Raw genomic sequence first — 16994 nt, 5'->3', positions numbered from 1 at the left:
ATGAGCGGCAACCCAGACAAGCTGGATAAAGAGATCCACAAGCACATCTTTCTCGAGAAAATCGTCCCGGAAAGCAACCTCAATTCAACGACTGCACAAGAAAGACCTAAGGCGATTGTCTTGGCGGGGCAGCCGGGCGCTGGCAAAGGCGGATTGGGCCGAGCGGCAGCATTTGAGTTCAAGGGCGACGTCGTCCAAATTGATCCGGATGAACTCCGCAAATATCATCTGAAGGCCGAGGAATGGCAGAAATCCTCCCCTTATGGCTGGTCGCAGCAGACCAATGCAGACGCGGGCCAATGGGCACGGGAACTCCGCGAGGCAGCGATCGAGGGCCGCAAGAACATCATCGTTGATACGACACTCGGAAATGCGAAGCCTGCGACCGAGATGATTAAGGAGTTGCAGGCCGCGGGCTACGAAGTCGAAGTTCGCGCGATGGCGACGCATCGACTGGAAAGCGAATGGGGTATCGACCAGCGGTTTACAGACAAGATTGATGCGGAAGGCGTCGGCCGTGACGTGCCTTTGGCTTTCCACGACGACGTGTATCGGGACCTGCCCGACAATCTGGATAAAGTGCGCGGCGCCACGAATGTCCCGGTCCGCATTTTCGACCGCAGCGGTACCGAACTCTACGACAGCCGGACTGCGGCGATACCGCCCAGCGTTGCATTGCGCGAAGCGCGCGATGCGCGCCTGCAAGACCCTGTGGTGACGGAACGCTTGAGAAACGCCTGGCAGGCGCAAGCCGAATGGCATCGCGACCTGCCGAACACGATCGCCCAGAACGACAAGGTTCCTGCCTCGACCGCCGAAGCGCTGCTGCGCGAACAGGCGGATCGCGGCAAGGTGGCCCACAGTGCGCAACGCGCCGAGGCCGCCGCCACCATCGACGAATTGGTCCGTCCCGGCGCACCGCTGGCGCATGCGCCGAACGCGGACGTATCGGGGCCCGGCATACGCAAGGCGACGGTGCTCGCCGGCGCTTCCGCGCTCGGCGTGGCCGCCAGCGTTTACGACGCAAAGCAGACCGGCGACCGCATAGGCACCTTGCTCGCGCAGGACAATCCGCTCGCCGCGCAATCGCAGTTCGCCCATTACGCGGCGCGCGGCACCGGCGGTTGGCTCGGCGGCGCGGCGGCCGGTCTCGCGGTGGGCTGGGAAACCGGGCCGGGCGCGATCGCGTTCGTGGCGGTCGGCGCGATCGCCGGCAGCGAGGTCGGCGAGAAGGTCGCCCAGTGGTGGGACGAGCGTCAGGTCTACAACCAGACCGACCGCGACGGCGTCGATTGGAAGTACAACGGCAAGCAATGGCTGAGGCAGGAGCCCGGCGACCTGCGCGACGACGGCGTCACCATTGCCGAGAAGCAGTCGTTCGCCGCCTTGCCGGACAAGGCGCGGGAACTCACCTATCTGGCCAGCAATTCGTCCAGCGCCTTGGCGATGGGCAAACTGGAGTCGCCGCGCAATCCTTACGTCCTGCCGGCCAACGAGACCGACAAACACAGCTTCGCCCAGGCCGACTGGCAGCGTAATGCGGAGACCGGCGACTGGGTCCGCCAGGTGGTGATCGCGCGCACCGACCGCGGCCACCCGCTGGTCAACCCGGAAAAGGCCTCGCCCGAACGCGCCGCGGAACTGGACCGCATGTCGGAGCAAGTGGTCCGCGAAAACATCGCCAGCGGCCCGGCACCGATCGCCGCCCGATACGAACAGGCCTATCGCCGCAACGGTTGGGATGCGTTCGGACCGATGCCGGAGCCGGTGCTGGCAGCGCTCGCCGAGCCGAACAGCCTGCAGGCCTCGGATGGCCACCAGTACCGCCGCGATAACGAGGGCCAGTGGCAGCGCCAAGACGGCCTGACCGCCGGCCGCCCGGCCTCGGGTAATCTGCAACGGGAACTCGACATCACGCGCGCCGAATTGCAGACGCAACTCGTGCAGCACGATCGGCATCTTTTGACGATTCCGCAGTGGCAGGCGCCGTCGTTGGACGAAAAGGATCGCGCCAACGTGATGTCCACCTATGCCGCGCTCGGCATCAAGCCGAATCCGGAGCGCTTGGACGCGGTGATGGAGGCCTTGCAGCGCACACGGGAGGCCCACGGCATCGACCCGCATGCCAGCTCCCTGCACGTGGAGCGCAGCCCGAACGGCGGCTACGACATCGACAGCCCGCTCGCCCATCTGCGTCGCGACAATGGCGTGGTCCAGATCGTCGCGGTCACGAGCACTGAGGACATCCAACAAGCAGTGGCGGCACGACGCGAACGCGCCGCCCCGATTCCCGACACCCCGGAACTGCGCGTCGCCGCGCTGTCGCCGCAGCAACGCGAGGCCCATCAACAGGCCGAGCGCGAAGCCAACCGGCAGGGGCTGTCGCGCGACGAGGTGCAGCAGGCGGCGCAACAGGCCGCGGTGGCGACTGCCTCGCCCGAACTCGCGCCGTCGGTTCCGGCGCTCGATGATGCGCAACCCGTGCGTACGACCGGCGCGCCGGCTCCGCCGTCGGATTTGCGCCGAGAAGCCGAGCCCACAGCGGCGCCCACACCATCACCCGCGCCCACGGTCGCGGCGCCCGCACCGATCGCCGAAGCCGTCCCGGAACCCGAGCGCCCCCAAGCGGAAGCCGCAGCCCAGGCCAAAACGGTTGCCGCCGAGTCGCGCCAACCCGAATCGCCCCAGGCCGAGGTACCGCTGCGCGCATCCGAGCCGGCGGCAGCGCCGACCGCTTTCGTGCCGGGCGCTTCGATCGAAGCCACTCCTGCCGAAGCCGCTCCTGCCCAGCCCGCCGCCAACCAGCCCGCCGCCATCCAACCTGCGGTCGTCCAACCCGATTCCGCGCAGCCGGCCACCGTCGCTCCTGCGGCGGTAACCAGCTCCGCAGCGAACAAACAGGACGACGTGCTTCGCCCCGGCGACCGCGGGCAAGAGGTGGAGCTGTTGCAATACCGCCTGCATCGCGTCGGTTATCGCGGCGCCGATGGCGAGCCGCTGGCTCAGAACGGCGAATACGATGCGGCCACCGAACAGGCCCTGCGTCAGTTCCAGCGCGACCAGGGCCTCGCCGACACCGGCATGGCCGACCCGACTACGCAGCAGGCGATGTCGGCGGCGCAACATGCGCGGATCGAATCGAGCAAGACCGCCGGGCAGAACCCATCGCAGGCGCAGGCCCGCACGCCGGCCCTGCCGGAATCGGACGCCGCGCCGGAACGCCCGACCGCCGTCGCCCGGCGGGACGACGAGGCGCCTTCGCAGGCAACGCGCGAATTCGGTTCTCGTGCGCCGGCGAATGAAGAAGGTGCTCGAACCGCGCAGCCTGCCGAACGCCCACAGCCGACCGAGTTCATTGCACAGGACGAGCGGGCCGCGCCGCGGCCGCAGGCCGATGAAGCGCAACAGCCTCCGGCGCGCGAGACCGCCAACCTCGCTCGCGACGAACAGCCGCAAGCGCAAGCACCGGCTCGTTCGCACGAGCCTGCGCAGCAGGCCGATGCGTTCGCCCCGGCTGCGGAGCGGACCGCATCGCCACGCACCGCCGAAACCGCAGCCACCGCGCCTACGCGAGAGCCCCTGCGAGAATCCGCACGAGAGCCGGCGCCGATGACGGCCCAGCCCGAGCCGCTCTTCAGCCTGTCGCGGCTGACGCCCAACGACCAGGCGATGTTCGCCAAAATCCGCGTCGGCGTGCCGGCGGACGTGCCGGACGAAACCGTGGCGAAGGCGATGCTGGAAGCCAAGCGCAACGGCATTCCGGATGCGGACCGCATCGACAAGGCGGCCGTGGTCGACGGCAAGCTGTGGGTCGCGGGCACCATCCCCGGTTTCCATGCCGGCGTATCGGTGGCCGAACAGGCGCCGGCGATGCAGGACACCCTGCGCGAGACGCAGTCGTTCAACCAACAGCGCGACGAGCGCTTGGCGCAGGAGTCGACGCAGAAGGCCCAGGACGAACCCGGGCGGGCCGCGCGCATGCAGTGACGAGGCACGCAGCGACAGGCGGCGGCTGCGATCGGCGGCCGTCGCGGCGCGATAGCGCGTTCCGGCGATGCCCGGGCGGTCGCGCCGGGAGCCTCGCCCCGCTTCGCGAGCCACCCGATCGAGTCATCCAAACACGGCCTGCCCAGTCGCCTCGCACTGGGTTGGCGCCGCCGGATAGTGCAAGCTATCGGCAGGAGTAATCGGCAGGAGCCGCACGTGGGTCATTGGTTCGTCTCGCTGAGCGCCATCGAAGTGATGGTCGTGGGCGTGTTGTATTTCGCCGCGCTGTATCTGCTGAGCGGCGGCCTGAACTGGTGGCTGACCCACACCCTGCTGCCGGCGCTCGGCTACGGCCGCCGCCTGGACACCCGCCCGTTGCCGCCCGGCCAGTTGCGCCGCGAGTTCGGCGCCTCGGCCGTCTCGATCCTGATCTTCGGCCTCGGCCTGGTCGTGCCCTGGGGCATGCTGCGCCTGGGCTGGGCGCGGTTCGCGGTCGACCCGCCGGCCTGGCGCGTGCTGCTCGAAATCGCCGTGTTGTTCCTGTGGAACGAGCTGCACTTCTATCTCAACCACCGCGCCCTGCACACGAGTTGGCTGCGCCGTTTCCACGGCATGCACCACCGCTCGCACGTCGCCACGCCGTTCTCGACTTACGCCTTCCACCCGGTCGAGGCGGTGATGCTCGGCAGCGTGCCGCTGATCCCGATGCTGCTGCACGATTTCAGCTTCATCGCGCTGGCCAGCCTGCCGGTGCTCAGCATCGCCCTCAACAACCTCGGCCACAGCAACTACGAAGCCAGCCGCACCGCGCCGGCGCGCGGATGGCGCGGCGCCAGCCGCCGCCATCATTTGCACCACGCGCGCTACAACGGCAACTACGGCTTCCTGCTGGAAGTGTTCGACCGCTGGGCCGGCACGGTGATCGACCCCGCCGCCGAAGACGCCCGCCCTGCGGCGCGAACCCGCACGGACGGCGCGGCATGAGCGACGGCGCGGCCCGCGATGAAGCAGGCCTCCACCAGGCCCGTCCCGACGAGGCCGGCCCTGAGGAGGCGCGCTCCAGCGCGACAGGTCCCGGCATCGGCGCACTGCGCCATCGCCGCGACCTGCAAAGCCTGGCCTATCTGATCGCGCAGCCGCTGTTGGCGCTGTGGCAGTGGCGGCACGGTTTCAGCCTGCCCCTGTATGCGCTGATGCTGTACCTGGCGATCGCGGTCAGCGTGATCCACCACAACCATGCGCACCTGCCGATGTGGCGCGGGCGCTGGCGCAATCGCTGCACCGATCTGCTGATCACCGTGCTGCAAGGTCACCCGACCTTCGTCTTCCATCCCGCGCACAACCGCAACCACCATCGCCACCGCCACGGCCCGGGCGACGTCGCCCGCACCTGGCGCTTCGGCGACCACAATCACGCGCTCGGCTGGCTGCTGCATCCGCTGCAGGCGATCGCGGTGATCTATCCCTTCCTGTTCGATTGGCTGCGCGGCGTGCGCCGGCGCGCGCCCGGGGCCTATCGCTGGTATCTGCTGCAGTACGCGGCCTGGCTGGGTTCGTGGGCCGCGCTGTTGGCCATCGACCCCGGCAAGGCGCTGGCGCTGGTGATCCTGCCGCAATTGCTGGGCCTGCACTGGCTGCTCTCGGCCAACTACCTGCAACATGCCCACGCCGACGATGCGGCGCGGTTCGGCTACGCGCGCAATTTCGAGGGCTGGCTCAACCCGCTGCTGTTCAATATCGGCTTGCACACCGCCCACCACGAACACGGCCGCGCGCACTGGTCCGAACTGCCGCGGCTGCACCACCGTTACCGCCCTTTGATCGACCCACGCCTGCTCGAAGCCAGCTTCGCCGGCTACGCCTGGCGCGTATTCGTCCTGGGCCCGTTCCTGCCGCAGTATCGCTCGCGCTCCTTGCGCCCGGCCGATACCTGCGCGGCCGTCGACGGGCCTGTAACCACTGCCAAGGATTGTTGATGCCCACCCGTTTCGAACGCACTTTCATCGAGGGCAGCGGCCGCTTCCTGCCCGGCGCGCCCGTCGACAACGCAGCGATGGATGCCTACATCGCGCCGCTGAGCAAGCTGTCCGACCGGATCAAACGCCGGATCCTGGCCGAGAACGGCATCCTGACGCGTCATTACGCGGTCGATGCCGAGGGCCGCACCGTGCACTCCTGCGCCGACATGGCCGCATCGGCGATCCGGCAGTGTCTGGCCAGCACGGACACCCCGCTCGACGGCATCGGCCTGCTCGCCTGCGGCACCTCCGGCGGCGATGCGCTGATGCCGGGCTTCGCCTGCATGGTGCAGGGCGAACTGGCCGCGCCGCCGATGCAGACCCTGTCCGCGCACGGCATCTGCGCCTCCGGCGTCGGCGCCTGGGAAAGCGCGGCATCGGCGGTCGAACTGGGTTCGCACCAGCGCGCCCTGGTCGCGGCGGCAGAAATGCCGTCGCGCTTGTTCAAGCGTTCGCGCTATGCCGCGCGCGACTACAACGCCGATTTCGACGCGCACTTCCTGCGCTGGATGCTGTCCGACGGCGCCGGCGCCCTGCAGCTGAGTTCGGCACCGAAGCCGCGCGACGGCCTGCGCCTGCGGTTGCGCTTCATCCATCAGCGTTCGTTCTCCGGCGATTACCCGGTCTGCATGCAACTGGGCCTGACGCCTGATCGCACCCGCAGCCATCTCGATTACGACTCCTGGCAGGCCGCCGAAGCCGACGGCGCGCTGTTCTTGCGCCAGGACATCCGCCTGCTGCCGCATCTGTTCGACGTCGGCGTGCACGAGTACGCCAAGCTGGCCCACGCCGGTTGGTTCGACCCGGCCAAGATCGATCACTTCCTCTGCCATTACTCGTCCGAGCGCTTCGCCCCGGTGGTCGACGAGCTGATGTGCAAGGCCGGCTTGGAGATTCCGCGCGAACGTTGGTATAGCAACCTGACCTCGCGCGGCAACACCGGCGCGGCGTCGATCTTCATCATGCTCGACGAGTTCCTGCGCACCCGCACCTTGCAGCCGGGCGAACGCATCCTGTGCTTCATTCCGGAGTCCGGCCGCTTCACCGTCGCCTTCGTGCTGATCGAAGTCGAAGCCGCCGATGCGCCGCTGATCGCTTCCGCGTCCGTGCCCACGACGACTCCGGCCGTCGCCGCAGCGCACGATCCCGAGCTGATCGCGCCGCCGCACGACCCGGCCGACGCGCCCGCGGCCCTGCGTCATCTGCTTGGCGAGTTGGCGACGATCTGGCACGACTACCGATCGCGCGCCTGGCGCACACCGGTGATCCGCAAGCTGCGCGAGCGCCGCTTCGCCACCGCCGATTACGTGCAGTGGATGCAGCACTGGATCCCGCAGGTCCGCGAAGGCAGCAAATGGATGCGCGAAGGCGCGGCCGCGGTGCAGGCGCCGTACACCGAGCTCAGCGCCCTGATCGAAACCCATGCCGGCGACGAACAGGACGACTACATGATCCTGTACGAGGACTACCGCAAGGCCGGCGGCGCCGTCGCCGACATCGACGCCCTGCGCCGCAACCCGGGCGGCGAAGCGCTCAACAGCTACCTGCACGCCTTGGCGGCGACGCCGAATCCGCTCGGCCTGCTCGGCGCGATCTACATCATCGAAGGCACCGGCCAGCGCATCATCCCGGCCCTGTTGCCGCTGATGAAGGCCAGCCTGTCCCTGCCGGCCGACGCCTTCCGTTTCCTCGAATACCATGGCAGCAACGACGAGCACCATCTGGCCCGCTGGCTGCGGGCGATCGAGATCGTGCTCGAACACGACGCCGACGGCGAAGGCGCCCGTGCCATCATCGCCACGGCTCGACGCACCGCGGAGCTCTATCTCATGCAGTTCGATCACGTGATGCCGGCATGAAGTACCAACCCGAGTTCCTCGAGCAGGCCTACGACCCGCGCGACCCCAGTCCGTGGCTGGCCCTGTACCTGGATCGCAGCACGCCGCTCGACGACGAGGTCAAGCGCGCCTGGCTGGCCGATTCCAGCTCGCGCTCGCGCCAGTTCGTGCTGCCGTTCATGCGTCCGCTGGCGCGCACCTTGATCGTGCTGATCCAGGTCGCCAAGGTGTTCGCCCCGCGCCGGCTCGCGTTCTCGCGCACCCTGCACCGCCTGCTGGCCTGGGGCATGGAAAACTTCCTGCGCCCGGAGGCGAACTGGCTGATCCTGCGCCACTTCCATCTCGGCTCGCAGGTGCTGGAGTTCATCGGCAAGAACTCCGGGGTCGAGGTGCAGGGCAACCCGCTGCGCCCGGCCGCGGTGGCCGACGTGCGCGAGGACATGTTCCTGGTGCACGACCTCAACCTGTTCAATTTCGTCATCCGCCTCAACCAGAACCTGCAGGCGGCCGGGCGCGAACTGCAGTTCGTCGCCGACCCCGACCTGTCGATGGTCAAGCAACCCGAGCTGCGGCTCGAGGACATGCCGCGGCGCTGGCGCAATTTCCTCGACCTGCAGAGTTCGATCGAACTGTTCACGCCGATCTACCAACTGCTGCTCACCGACAGCGACTTCTGGCGCGCGACCAACTCGCTGCAGCTCGACGAGACCATCGGCCTGTACGTGGCGACCATCCTCGATGCGCGCTCGCACCTGGTCCTGCTCAACAACCGCCACCCTCTGGTGCCGTTGTCGACCTTGCGCGCCGGCTTCCGCCTGACCCTGCACGGCCTGTCGACGGAAATGCTGCACGCCTTCCTGATGAGCAAGCGCGACCAGCAGGCGGCAGCGGCGGCCGTCGCCTGAAACCGCGGCCAGCCGTAGCCGCATCCGGCGCCTCGGCCCCTCGCGATGAGAGGCCGGGCCGCCGCGACCTGTAAGGGCATCACGGCCAAACCGACCAACCCACCCGGCAACGACCAACGCTGGCGCTGAGGATGTGCGCGGATCGTGCATTCGGCCAGGCTGACTAGGGTTTCCCCCGATTTACCGGCGTGCGGCGGCTGTCTAGGCTGCTCGGCATTGCAGTCCTCCCCTGCGCCGCGGCCGGCTTCCGGCTTGCACCGGCGCGACCGCCGATCTGCCCCGACCGGGCAAGGAGCCGTTCCATGAGCGTCGATTCCGCCGTTTCCGTCACCCAGGACAAACTCAGCCAGGGCTGGCTCGATTGGGACGTCAGCAAGGGCGACCTGGATGCGATCAACCGCGAGGTCGCCAACCTCACTCCGGCCGAGCGCAACGAGTTCATCGGCAAGCTCAGCAACGACGACATCAAGAACTGGACCCAGGAGATCGACGGCGCGATGGGCTCGCTCAGCGCCGGCGAGCGCGGTGAGTTGTTCAACCGCTTGGCCGAGGGTCTGGACGGGCCGCAGACCACCCGCTTCGTCGAAGCCTTCGACGGCAGCTCGGGCGGGCTCGAAGCCTTCGCCGACGCGATCGCCAGCCACGGCAGCAGCGACGCCAAGACCGCCTTCATCGGCGCGGTCAAAGGCGACATCGACGGCGAGTACAAGGCCACCCAGGGCACCTGGGGCAACAGCGAAACCGAAGCGGCCGGCAAGGTCCTGGCCAGCCTCGCCAACGACCCGCAGGCGTTCCAGCAAGCCGTCGGCTCGCTCAGCAAGGAGCAGTTGCAGGACGTGATGAACGTGGCCATGGGCCGCAAGTACATCGTCGACTTCAGCGGCCGCACCGCCGGCACCACCCAGTACGACCCGAGCGTGCTGACCGGCATCCTCAACGCCGCCCAGGGCGCCGACCTGCCGACCCGCACCGCGGTGTTCGAGGCGGCGATGCCGCAGTTGCAGACCATGCAGGGCGACAACGTCGGCCTGCTCGGCGCCGAACCCTACGTCGACGGCGTCGCCCAAGCCATGGGCAAGGTGCTCAGCCGCGACGAGGCCGTGGAAGCCGGCCTGCTCAAGATTCCGGAAGCGCCGGCCGGCGTGTCGATGGACGCCAACATCGCCGACACCCACAAGCACGAGTTCCCGAATCCGGGCGACATGGTCTGGTTCAAGGACCAAGTCCAGGGCGGTGGGCCGTGGGACTACAAGACCCAGGGCGCGCAGTACGAGAACTACGGCAACTTCCATTTCGGCGTGGTCGCCGCGGCGATGGACATCCCCGAGCAGATCGGCCTGCGCGGCGCCGGCTACGTACAGATCCAGTCCGACACCTCGCAGGACGGTTGGGGCAAGCCCTACGACCTGGGCGACAGCAGCTACGGCGACGACCCGCGCGACCAGGCCCAGATCAAGGCCGGTTACGACTACTACAACTCCGGCATGTGGCGGGTCTGGGCGGATTGACCGCTCGGCCGGATTCGATCGCGAAGGCGCCGGCCATGCCGGCGCCTTCGTCGTATTGGGCATGCGTGCACTACTCCGCGGTGTCGCGCACCCGTAGGATCGAGCAGAACCCCGACCGAGACGAATCGCCGACGATGAAAGCCCGCATAGCTACGGTACTGACGATGGTGTTGACGGCGCTGCTCGCCATCGGCTGCAGCCACGATGCGATCATGCCCGACGTGGAAGTCGCCCGGGTCGCCTCGCCCGACCTGCAGGCCGACGCGGTGCTGACCGAAGCCAATCCCGGCGCCACGGCTTCCTTCATCTATCGGATCCGGATCGTGCCGCACGGCGCCGACTGGCGCTCGGCGCCCTCCGCCGCCGAGCTGTACGGCGCGACCCGCAACGCCCAGGCCTACGGCGTCGATCTGCACTGGCAGGACGCCAACAACGTGCGCGCCGATTACCTGCAGGGCCGGGTGATGAAACCAACCTCGGCTGCAGTCTCGGTCGCGGGGCGCGCGGTGACGCTGCAGTTGCGCAGCGGCGTCAGCAACCCGGCCGCGCCGGCCGGCGGCATGGCGCCCGAACCCAAGCAGGCACGGTAGACACGGCGCAAGGCGGCAGCGCCGGGCCGGCCCCGCCTTCGAGGCAGCAGGCCGTTGCGCGGTCGTCGCTGGGCGCAAACGATCGGCGCGACATAACGCATCCACCTCTTCGCATTGCGCAAGCCGCGACGGCCAGCGCCGCCGCGACCCTTACGAACGCACCGTCACCCGCCAGCACCTCTCGGCCTCCTGGACCCAGTCGATCTCGACCGGCAGGAACTTCTCGATCAAGCGCGCGTTGCTGAGCAGGTGCTCGCTGAGCGCGGCGGTGGTGAACTCACCGCCGCCGGCCAAGGCCATCGGCAACAACAGCTGATCCGACAAGTGCTCGCCGACCGCCGCCGGCGAGGACAGGTAGGCCGAGGCCTGCTTGACCAGGCCGATCGCGACCTGCTCAGCGCTGAGCCCACGCTCGCCGAGCGCACTGAACAGCTCGGTGTGCTGCTCGCCGTGCACGCGCAGCAGCAACACGTTGGCTGGGCTTTGCGCGTTGACGACGCGGCGCAGATGCTGCTGATCCTCGGCCAAGCCCAGACGCTCGGCGACGACCGCCAGTTCGCGGTGGCCGATCTGATCCTGCAAGGCCGACAGCAACACGGTCGTGTCCAGGCGCGGGGCTGCATCGCGCTGGTCGAATACGCAGCGGCGCAGTTGCGCGCACGGCGCTACGCGCAACTGCAGCGCACCGCCGCCGGCCGGGAAGAACCCATGGCGCTGCAAGGCGAAGCTCGCCTCCACGCCCATGCGCTGCAAAGCCGGCAGATAGGCCTCGGCGATGAAGTCCGCACACGGCGCCAGCGGATTGTGGGTGCCGCCCTCGATGAACACCTCCGACGGCTCGGCGCACTGCCACAACGCCGGCAGCACGGTCTGCAACACCAGGGTCGCCGAACCGGCGCTGCCGATCGAGAAACGATAGCGGCCGGCGTTGATCGCGCCGGGCATGAAGCGCAGCGTGGTCGCACCCAACTGCGCGCCGTGGACGTGGGCGCAGCCGATCTGCGCCGCGGCGCCGACTGCGGTCAAATGTTGGCGCATCAGCCCCGGGCGCGAGCGCTTGGCACGGATGTGCTGCATCTCGAACGCGGTGCCGGTGCACAGGCTCAGGGTCAATGCGGTACGCAGCAGCTGTCCGCCGCCGTCCTGCCCGCTGATTTCGATCAGTTCCATCTTGCGATCCATCCATCGGGGCGGCCTTGCGGCCGCCCGCTCTCCTTTCCGTTTCGCGGCGCCGTTTCCGGTCGCCGCTATAGCTTGTTGGCGCGATACCGCGCGGCATTGCGGCCCGGGCGTTCAGCCCTTGACGCAAACCACCTGGCGCAGCGTATGCACGATCTCGACCAGGTCGCTCTGCGCGGCCATGACCGCATCGATCGACTTGTACGCGGCCGGCGACTCGTCGACCACGTCGGCGTCCTTGCGGCATTCCACGTGCGCGGTCGCCCGTGCATGCTCTTCCAGGCTGATGCGCTTCTTCGCCTCGGTGCGGCTCATCACGCGGCCTGCGCCGTGGCTGCAGCTATGGAAGCTGTCGGCATTGCCCAGCCCGCGCACGATGAAGCTCTTCGCGCCCATGCTGCCGGGAATGATGCCGAGCTCGCCCTTGCGCGCACTCACCGCGCCCTTGCGGGTCACCAACACGTCCTTGCCGAAGTGATGCTCGCGGTTGACGTAGTTGTGATGGCAGTTGACCGCCTCGGCCTGCGCCTCGAACGGCTTGGCGATGACCTTGCGCACCGAATCGACCACGTGCTTCATCATGATCTCGCGGTTGCTGCGCGCGAAACGCTGCGCCCAGTCGACCGCGAACACATAGTCGGCGTAATGATCGCTGCCTTCCGGCAGGTAGGCCAAGTCCTGGTCCGGCAGGTTGATCATCCAACGGCGCATGTCCTGCTTCGCCAGCTCGATGAAATGGCTGCCGATCGCATTGCCCACGCCGCGCGAACCCGAGTGCAGCATGAACCACACGCGCTGCTCCTCGTCGAGGCAGACTTCGACGAAGTGGTTGCCGGTGCCGAGCGTACCGAGGTGGCTGAGGTGATTGCTGCGCTCGAGCTTCGGGTGCTTGGCGACGATGCGCTCGAAGCCCTCGTGCAGGCTCGACCAGCTCTGCAAGGACGCTTCCGGCGGATTCGCCCATGCACCCTTGTCGCGCAGGCCGCGGCCGACCGTGCGGCCATGCGGCACCGCCTTCTCGATGGCCGCACGCACCTCGCCCAGATGATCGGGCAAGTCCTGCGCGGTCAGGCTGGTGCGCACCGCGATCATGCCGCAGCCGATGTCGACGCCCACCGCCGCCGGCACGATCGCACCGACGGTCGGCACCACCGAACCCACGGTGGCGCCCTTGCCGAGGTGTACGTCGGGCATCACCGCGATCCAACGATGGATGAAGGGCAACTTGGCGATGTTCTGCAACTGGCGGCGCGCCTCGTCCTCGAGCGGAACGCCACGGGTCCAGTGCTTGATCGGCACCGCGCCCGGCTCGTTGATGACATCGTACTGGCTGGTGTTCATGGTCTTGCTCTCTTGGTTGCGCACACAATGAAGGGGAAAAGCTCGAAGGGCGAGCGCGGTTGCGCTGGGCCTCTACGACGGCCGCGGGTGCGGCACGAGGGAAAAGCGGCTGCACGACGACGAAGGCAAACGCAGCCGACTCCTGATCGCCTATCGGCCGGCGGACCCCAATGTCCGCCGGCCATCCTGTAACCGCATCGCACTTCCCTTGCGCGTGCGGTCGACGGGTTTCCAATCCGTCCACGCGAACACACTCCTTGCGTTCGCGTTGCGGCGCATCCTTGCGCCGCGGCGGTACCGATCCCTGGCCCGCCTTGGAACGGATCGGCGATCCGCTCCTTCCTTCTCTTTAATCTCCGCCCATATCGCGCATCCCCAATCGGCAAGTCGATGCCGGATTCGTCGATGCGCTAGCTCAATCGTTTGGCGGCCGCGGTGCGCTGCGGCAGGTGTTGCAACTGCTCCTAGCCGCTCGCGTGGAAGGCGCGGTTCAAGCCACCGGTCGCGGCGTACATCGGGGTTGGCCATCGGGACATTGCGGTTCGAACTCGCAGGTAGTAGCGCAAGCCCCATGCCAACCACCCCGAGCCCGACCTATCTAATTGAATAAATTGACATTTACTTCAGGGTGACCGGTCTTGCTCGCCCGATCAGCCATTCGTTATCTATACTTTCTGATCGCTTTATATATGGATGTATAAACATGAAACGCCAGGTCGTGGTCGGCATGCTCGGCACCCAACTCGACGCCGGCCTGGGCCCGGGCCGCTGGGAGAAATGGCGGCCGACGGTTTCGCTGGGCATGCACGAGGACTTGCTGCTCGACCGCATCGAGCTGCTGGTCGACGAACGCCGTTACGGCAAGCTCGCCGCCGTCGTCGCCCAGGACCTCGGCCAGGTCTCGCCCGAAACCCAGGTCCGTTGCCACGACACCTACCTCGCCGACCCCTGGGATTTCGAGGCCGTGTACGGCGCGCTGCACGACTTCGTGCGCAATTACGACTTCCAGCCCGAGGAAGAGGACTACTACGTCCACATCACCACCGGCACCCACGTCAGCCAGATCTGCTGGTTCCTGCTGACCGAAAGCCGGTTGTTTCCGGGGCGCCTGCTGCAAACCGCGCCGCCGCGCAAACAGAACGGCGAGGCACCCGGCAGCTATGCGGTGATCGACCTGGACCTGTCGCGCTACGACCGCATCGCGCAGCGCTTCGCCGCGGAGCGCCTGCACGACCGCGACCTGCTCAAGAGCGGCATCGCCACGCGCAACCCGGCCTTCAACCGCATGATCGAACAGATCGAGACGGTGGCGACTCGTTCGAAATCGCCGATGTTGCTGATGGGCCCGACCGGCGCCGGCAAGAGCCAACTTGCACGCCGCGTGTTCGAACTCAAGAAGCAGAAGCATCAATTGCCGGGCCGTTTCGTCGAGGTCAACTGCGCGACCCTGCGCGGCGACGGCGCCATGAGCACCTTGTTCGGCCACATCAAGGGCGCCTACACCGGCGCCTCGACCGATCGCGCCGGCCTGTTGCGCTCGGCGCATCAAGGCCTGCTGTTCCTCGACGAAATCGGCGAGCTCGGTCTCGACGAACAGGCGATGCTGCTGCGGGCGCTGGAAGAAAAGCGTTTCCTGCCGGTCGGCGGCGACAAGGAAGTCGAGAGCGACTTCCAGTTGATCGCCGGTACCAATCGCGACCTGCAGCAGGCCGTGCTCGAAGGTCGCTTCCGCGACGACCTGCTGGCACGGCTCAATCTGTGGACATACCGTTTGCCCGGTCTGGCCGAGCGCGCCGAGGACATCGAACCGAACCTGGACTTCGAGCTCGAACGCCACTCCCGCGAGAACCGGCAACGGGTGACCTTCAACCGCGAAGCGCGCGAACGCTATCTGACCTTCTCGCGCAGCGCCGAGGCCACCTGGGGCGGCAACTTCCGCGACCTCGGCGCGTCGGTGATGCGTCTGGCGACCCTCGCCGAGGGCGGGCGCATCCGCAGCGATCTGGTCGAAGAGGAAATCGGCCGCCTGCGCCGGCAATGGCACGGCGCCGGCCTGCGCCCCAGCCTGCTCGACGAAGTCCTCGGCGAGCGTGCGGCCGAACTCGACCGCTTCGACCGCGTGCAACTGGAAGACGTGCTGCGCGCCTGCCGTCAGGCGAAGTCGCTGTCGCAAGCCGGACGCGAGCTGTTCGCGGTCTCGCGCGCGGCGCGCACCAGCACCAACGACGCCGATCGCCTGCGCAAATACCTGGCCCGGTTCGGACTGGATTGGGAGCAGGTGCGCGGACGCGGCTAGGCCGAGCGCCAGCGCACCGGCAGGCCCGCTTCAGCCCGCCTGCTCTTCCGCCTCGACCGCCCTGGACGCATTCGCGGGCGAGAGCCTGGACAGAAACTCGCGGCCGCGCCGGCCTGGCGCCATCAGGATGCCGGAGGTCGCCAGGAAGAAGCGCTCCAGTTCGAACGACACACAGCTGGCCACGCAGAAGTCCTCGCCTTCGCTGTGATTGACCGCGTAGTACAGCTCGATGCCGCGCGCCTCCAGATCGGCCACGACCTCGGGCAACAGCAGGTCCGGCGCCAACCTTGGCCGGTCCGGATGCGGCCAGTCGACGCGCTCGAGCCGGTCGCGATCGACCTCGAAATAAGCGCAGGCCTGCAGCCGCGGATAAACGGCAAGCATGTCCAGCGCGAGTCGGTCCAGCTCGGCCAGATGGTCGGAGCGCTGCTTGATGTCCACGCATTGCACCAGTTCGGTCAAGGCGCGCATCGCCGCGTACTGCCCATACGAGGACGCGCCGCAGCCGTGCGGGTAGACGATCTCGTCGGGCCGGCGCTCGGCGACGGTGGCGATGAAGGTCGGATAGCCGAGGTCGGAGGTCACATCGATCAGCAACACGCCGCGGCCGATGCGGCGCTCGGTGAGGCGCAGCACTTTCTCGACCTCATCGGGCAAGGAGGCAGGGTCGATCAGCGCGCCGTAGCGGCCCGGGCCGCCGAGGTAATGCGCGAGGAGGAATAACGACCAGGCGTCGCGCTCGACGATCTCGCCGATGCCGTGCAAGGCGGCTTCCTCGAGGCTGGCGCCGATCGCGGTACCGCTGTTGGAGCTGTAGCGGATCACGCTGCGGTAGTCGAAGTCGTCGCGCCGGCCCGACTGCGCGTCCAGTTGCGCGCCGACCGGATAGTCCGGAAAGCTCAGGAACAACGGCACCTGGATGTCCTGGCGGCCGGCAAAGAAGGAGCGGTAACGGCGACAGGCCAGGTAGCGGCCGCGGTTGTCGGCGAACGCCGACAGGAACGGCAATGCGGCGTAGCGCGGATCGTCGATGAAATGCTCGGCCGCGACGTATTCGACCGGCGTCGAGACCCGGCTCGCCTTGCAGTAATAGTGCTCGACCGCCTCGTGCAAGGCGCCGGCCATCGAAGTCGCGGCATCGCCCTTGCCGAAGCCGCGGCTGATCAACTCGCCGCCGGCGTCGCGCAAGCTGCATTTGACCGTCATCAGCTGGCCGCCGAAATCCTCGGTTTCCACGGTCCAGCCGCGCCGGGCGATGCAGTCGCGGATGATGCGGTCGGCGTCGTCCAGACTGCGCTCTCGTTCGTACGGAATCATTCCCTGCTCCTGCCT

General features: G+C 67.8%; 11 protein-coding genes. 8 read left to right on the top strand and 3 right to left on the bottom strand.

Annotated elements, in window-relative coordinates:
* The 7 genes from EX88_RS0114345 (at position 1) to EX88_RS0114315 (ending at position 10846) form a co-directional block, all read left to right on the top strand.
* Positions 1-3987: a zeta toxin family protein gene (locus EX88_RS0114345; protein WP_081931005.1), complete on the top strand. Its 3987-nt coding sequence runs from the start codon at positions 1-3 to the stop codon at positions 3985-3987.
* A 216-nt stretch (positions 3988-4203) separates the two neighbouring features.
* Positions 4204-4971, top strand: a complete 768-nt coding sequence (locus EX88_RS0114340) for a sterol desaturase family protein (protein ID WP_031372678.1) — start codon at positions 4204-4206, stop codon at positions 4969-4971.
* Entirely contained in the window at positions 4968-5963 is a 996-nt protein-coding gene (locus tag EX88_RS0114335) for a fatty acid desaturase (RefSeq protein WP_081931003.1), read from the top strand. Before EX88_RS0114340 ends, EX88_RS0114335 begins: the two co-directional genes overlap by 4 nt.
* Positions 5963-7864: a StlD/DarB family beta-ketosynthase gene (locus EX88_RS0114330; RefSeq protein ID WP_031372676.1), complete on the top strand. Its 1902-nt coding sequence runs from the start codon at positions 5963-5965 to the stop codon at positions 7862-7864. The genes EX88_RS0114335 and EX88_RS0114330 overlap by 1 nt, the downstream gene beginning before the upstream one ends.
* Positions 7861-8748, top strand: a complete 888-nt coding sequence (locus tag EX88_RS0114325) for a DUF6999 family protein (protein WP_031372675.1) — start codon at positions 7861-7863, stop codon at positions 8746-8748. Before EX88_RS0114330 ends, EX88_RS0114325 begins: the two co-directional genes overlap by 4 nt.
* Positions 8749-9050: 302 nt before the next feature.
* Positions 9051-10256: a polymorphic toxin type 44 domain-containing protein gene (locus EX88_RS26895; RefSeq protein ID WP_051885124.1), complete on the top strand. Its 1206-nt coding sequence runs from the start codon at positions 9051-9053 to the stop codon at positions 10254-10256.
* 134 nt (positions 10257-10390) lie between these two features.
* The gene (locus tag EX88_RS0114315; protein WP_152566275.1) at positions 10391-10846 is read left to right on the top strand and encodes a hypothetical protein; all 456 of its coding nucleotides are present in this window, start codon (positions 10391-10393) and stop codon (positions 10844-10846) included.
* A 150-nt stretch (positions 10847-10996) separates the two neighbouring features.
* Here the strand turns inward: EX88_RS0114315 and rtcA are convergent, their stop codons facing one another.
* Both rtcA and EX88_RS0114305 read right to left on the bottom strand, forming a co-directional pair.
* Positions 10997-12016 (bottom strand): RNA 3'-terminal phosphate cyclase, encoded by a 1020-nt coding sequence (gene rtcA, locus EX88_RS0114310; protein ID WP_036148966.1) that lies wholly within the window; start codon positions 12014-12016, stop codon positions 10997-10999.
* A gap of 123 nt (positions 12017-12139) precedes the next feature.
* Positions 12140-13366 (bottom strand): RtcB family protein, encoded by a 1227-nt coding sequence (locus tag EX88_RS0114305; protein ID WP_031372671.1) that lies wholly within the window; start codon positions 13364-13366, stop codon positions 12140-12142.
* A 703-nt stretch (positions 13367-14069) separates the two neighbouring features.
* Here EX88_RS0114305 and rtcR point away from each other — a divergent pair.
* Positions 14070-15662, top strand: coding sequence for an RNA repair transcriptional activator RtcR (rtcR, locus tag EX88_RS0114300; RefSeq protein ID WP_031372670.1), 1593 nt, complete (start codon positions 14070-14072; stop codon positions 15660-15662).
* A 30-nt stretch (positions 15663-15692) separates the two neighbouring features.
* Here the strand turns inward: rtcR and EX88_RS0114295 are convergent, their stop codons facing one another.
* Positions 15693-16979 carry a YcaO-like family protein gene (locus EX88_RS0114295; RefSeq protein ID WP_031372669.1) on the bottom strand — a complete coding sequence of 429 codons (1287 nt, stop codon included), beginning with the start codon at positions 16977-16979 and terminating at the stop codon, positions 15693-15695.
* Between the last annotated feature and the right edge of the window lie 15 nt (positions 16980-16994).

Source organism: Lysobacter antibioticus (assembly GCF_000731095.1).
In the GTDB taxonomy this organism is placed as follows: Bacteria; Pseudomonadota; Gammaproteobacteria; order Xanthomonadales; family Xanthomonadaceae; genus Lysobacter; species Lysobacter antibioticus_B.
The sequence above is the reverse complement of the archived record's forward strand: the minus strand, read 5'-3'. Positions and strand labels throughout refer to the sequence as shown.

Coding starts and splice junctions, on each gene's coding strand:
- EX88_RS0114345 (WP_081931005.1), top strand. CDS start 1: ATGAGCGGCAACCCAGACAAGCTGGATAAAGAGATCCACAAGCACATC.
- EX88_RS0114335 (WP_081931003.1), top strand. CDS start 4,968: ATGAGCGACGGCGCGGCCCGCGATGAAGCAGGCCTCCACCAGGCCCGT.
- EX88_RS0114330 (WP_031372676.1), top strand. CDS start 5,963: ATGCCCACCCGTTTCGAACGCACTTTCATCGAGGGCAGCGGCCGCTTC.
- EX88_RS0114325 (WP_031372675.1), top strand. CDS start 7,861: ATGAAGTACCAACCCGAGTTCCTCGAGCAGGCCTACGACCCGCGCGAC.
- EX88_RS26895 (WP_051885124.1), top strand. CDS start 9,051: ATGAGCGTCGATTCCGCCGTTTCCGTCACCCAGGACAAACTCAGCCAG.
- EX88_RS0114315 (WP_152566275.1), top strand. CDS start 10,391: ATGAAAGCCCGCATAGCTACGGTACTGACGATGGTGTTGACGGCGCTG.
- rtcA (WP_036148966.1), bottom strand. CDS start 12,016: ATGGAACTGATCGAAATCAGCGGGCAGGACGGCGGCGGACAGCTGCTG.
- EX88_RS0114305 (WP_031372671.1), bottom strand. CDS start 13,366: ATGAACACCAGCCAGTACGATGTCATCAACGAGCCGGGCGCGGTGCCG.
- rtcR (WP_031372670.1), top strand. CDS start 14,070: ATGAAACGCCAGGTCGTGGTCGGCATGCTCGGCACCCAACTCGACGCC.
- EX88_RS0114295 (WP_031372669.1), bottom strand. CDS start 16,979: ATGATTCCGTACGAACGAGAGCGCAGTCTGGACGACGCCGACCGCATC.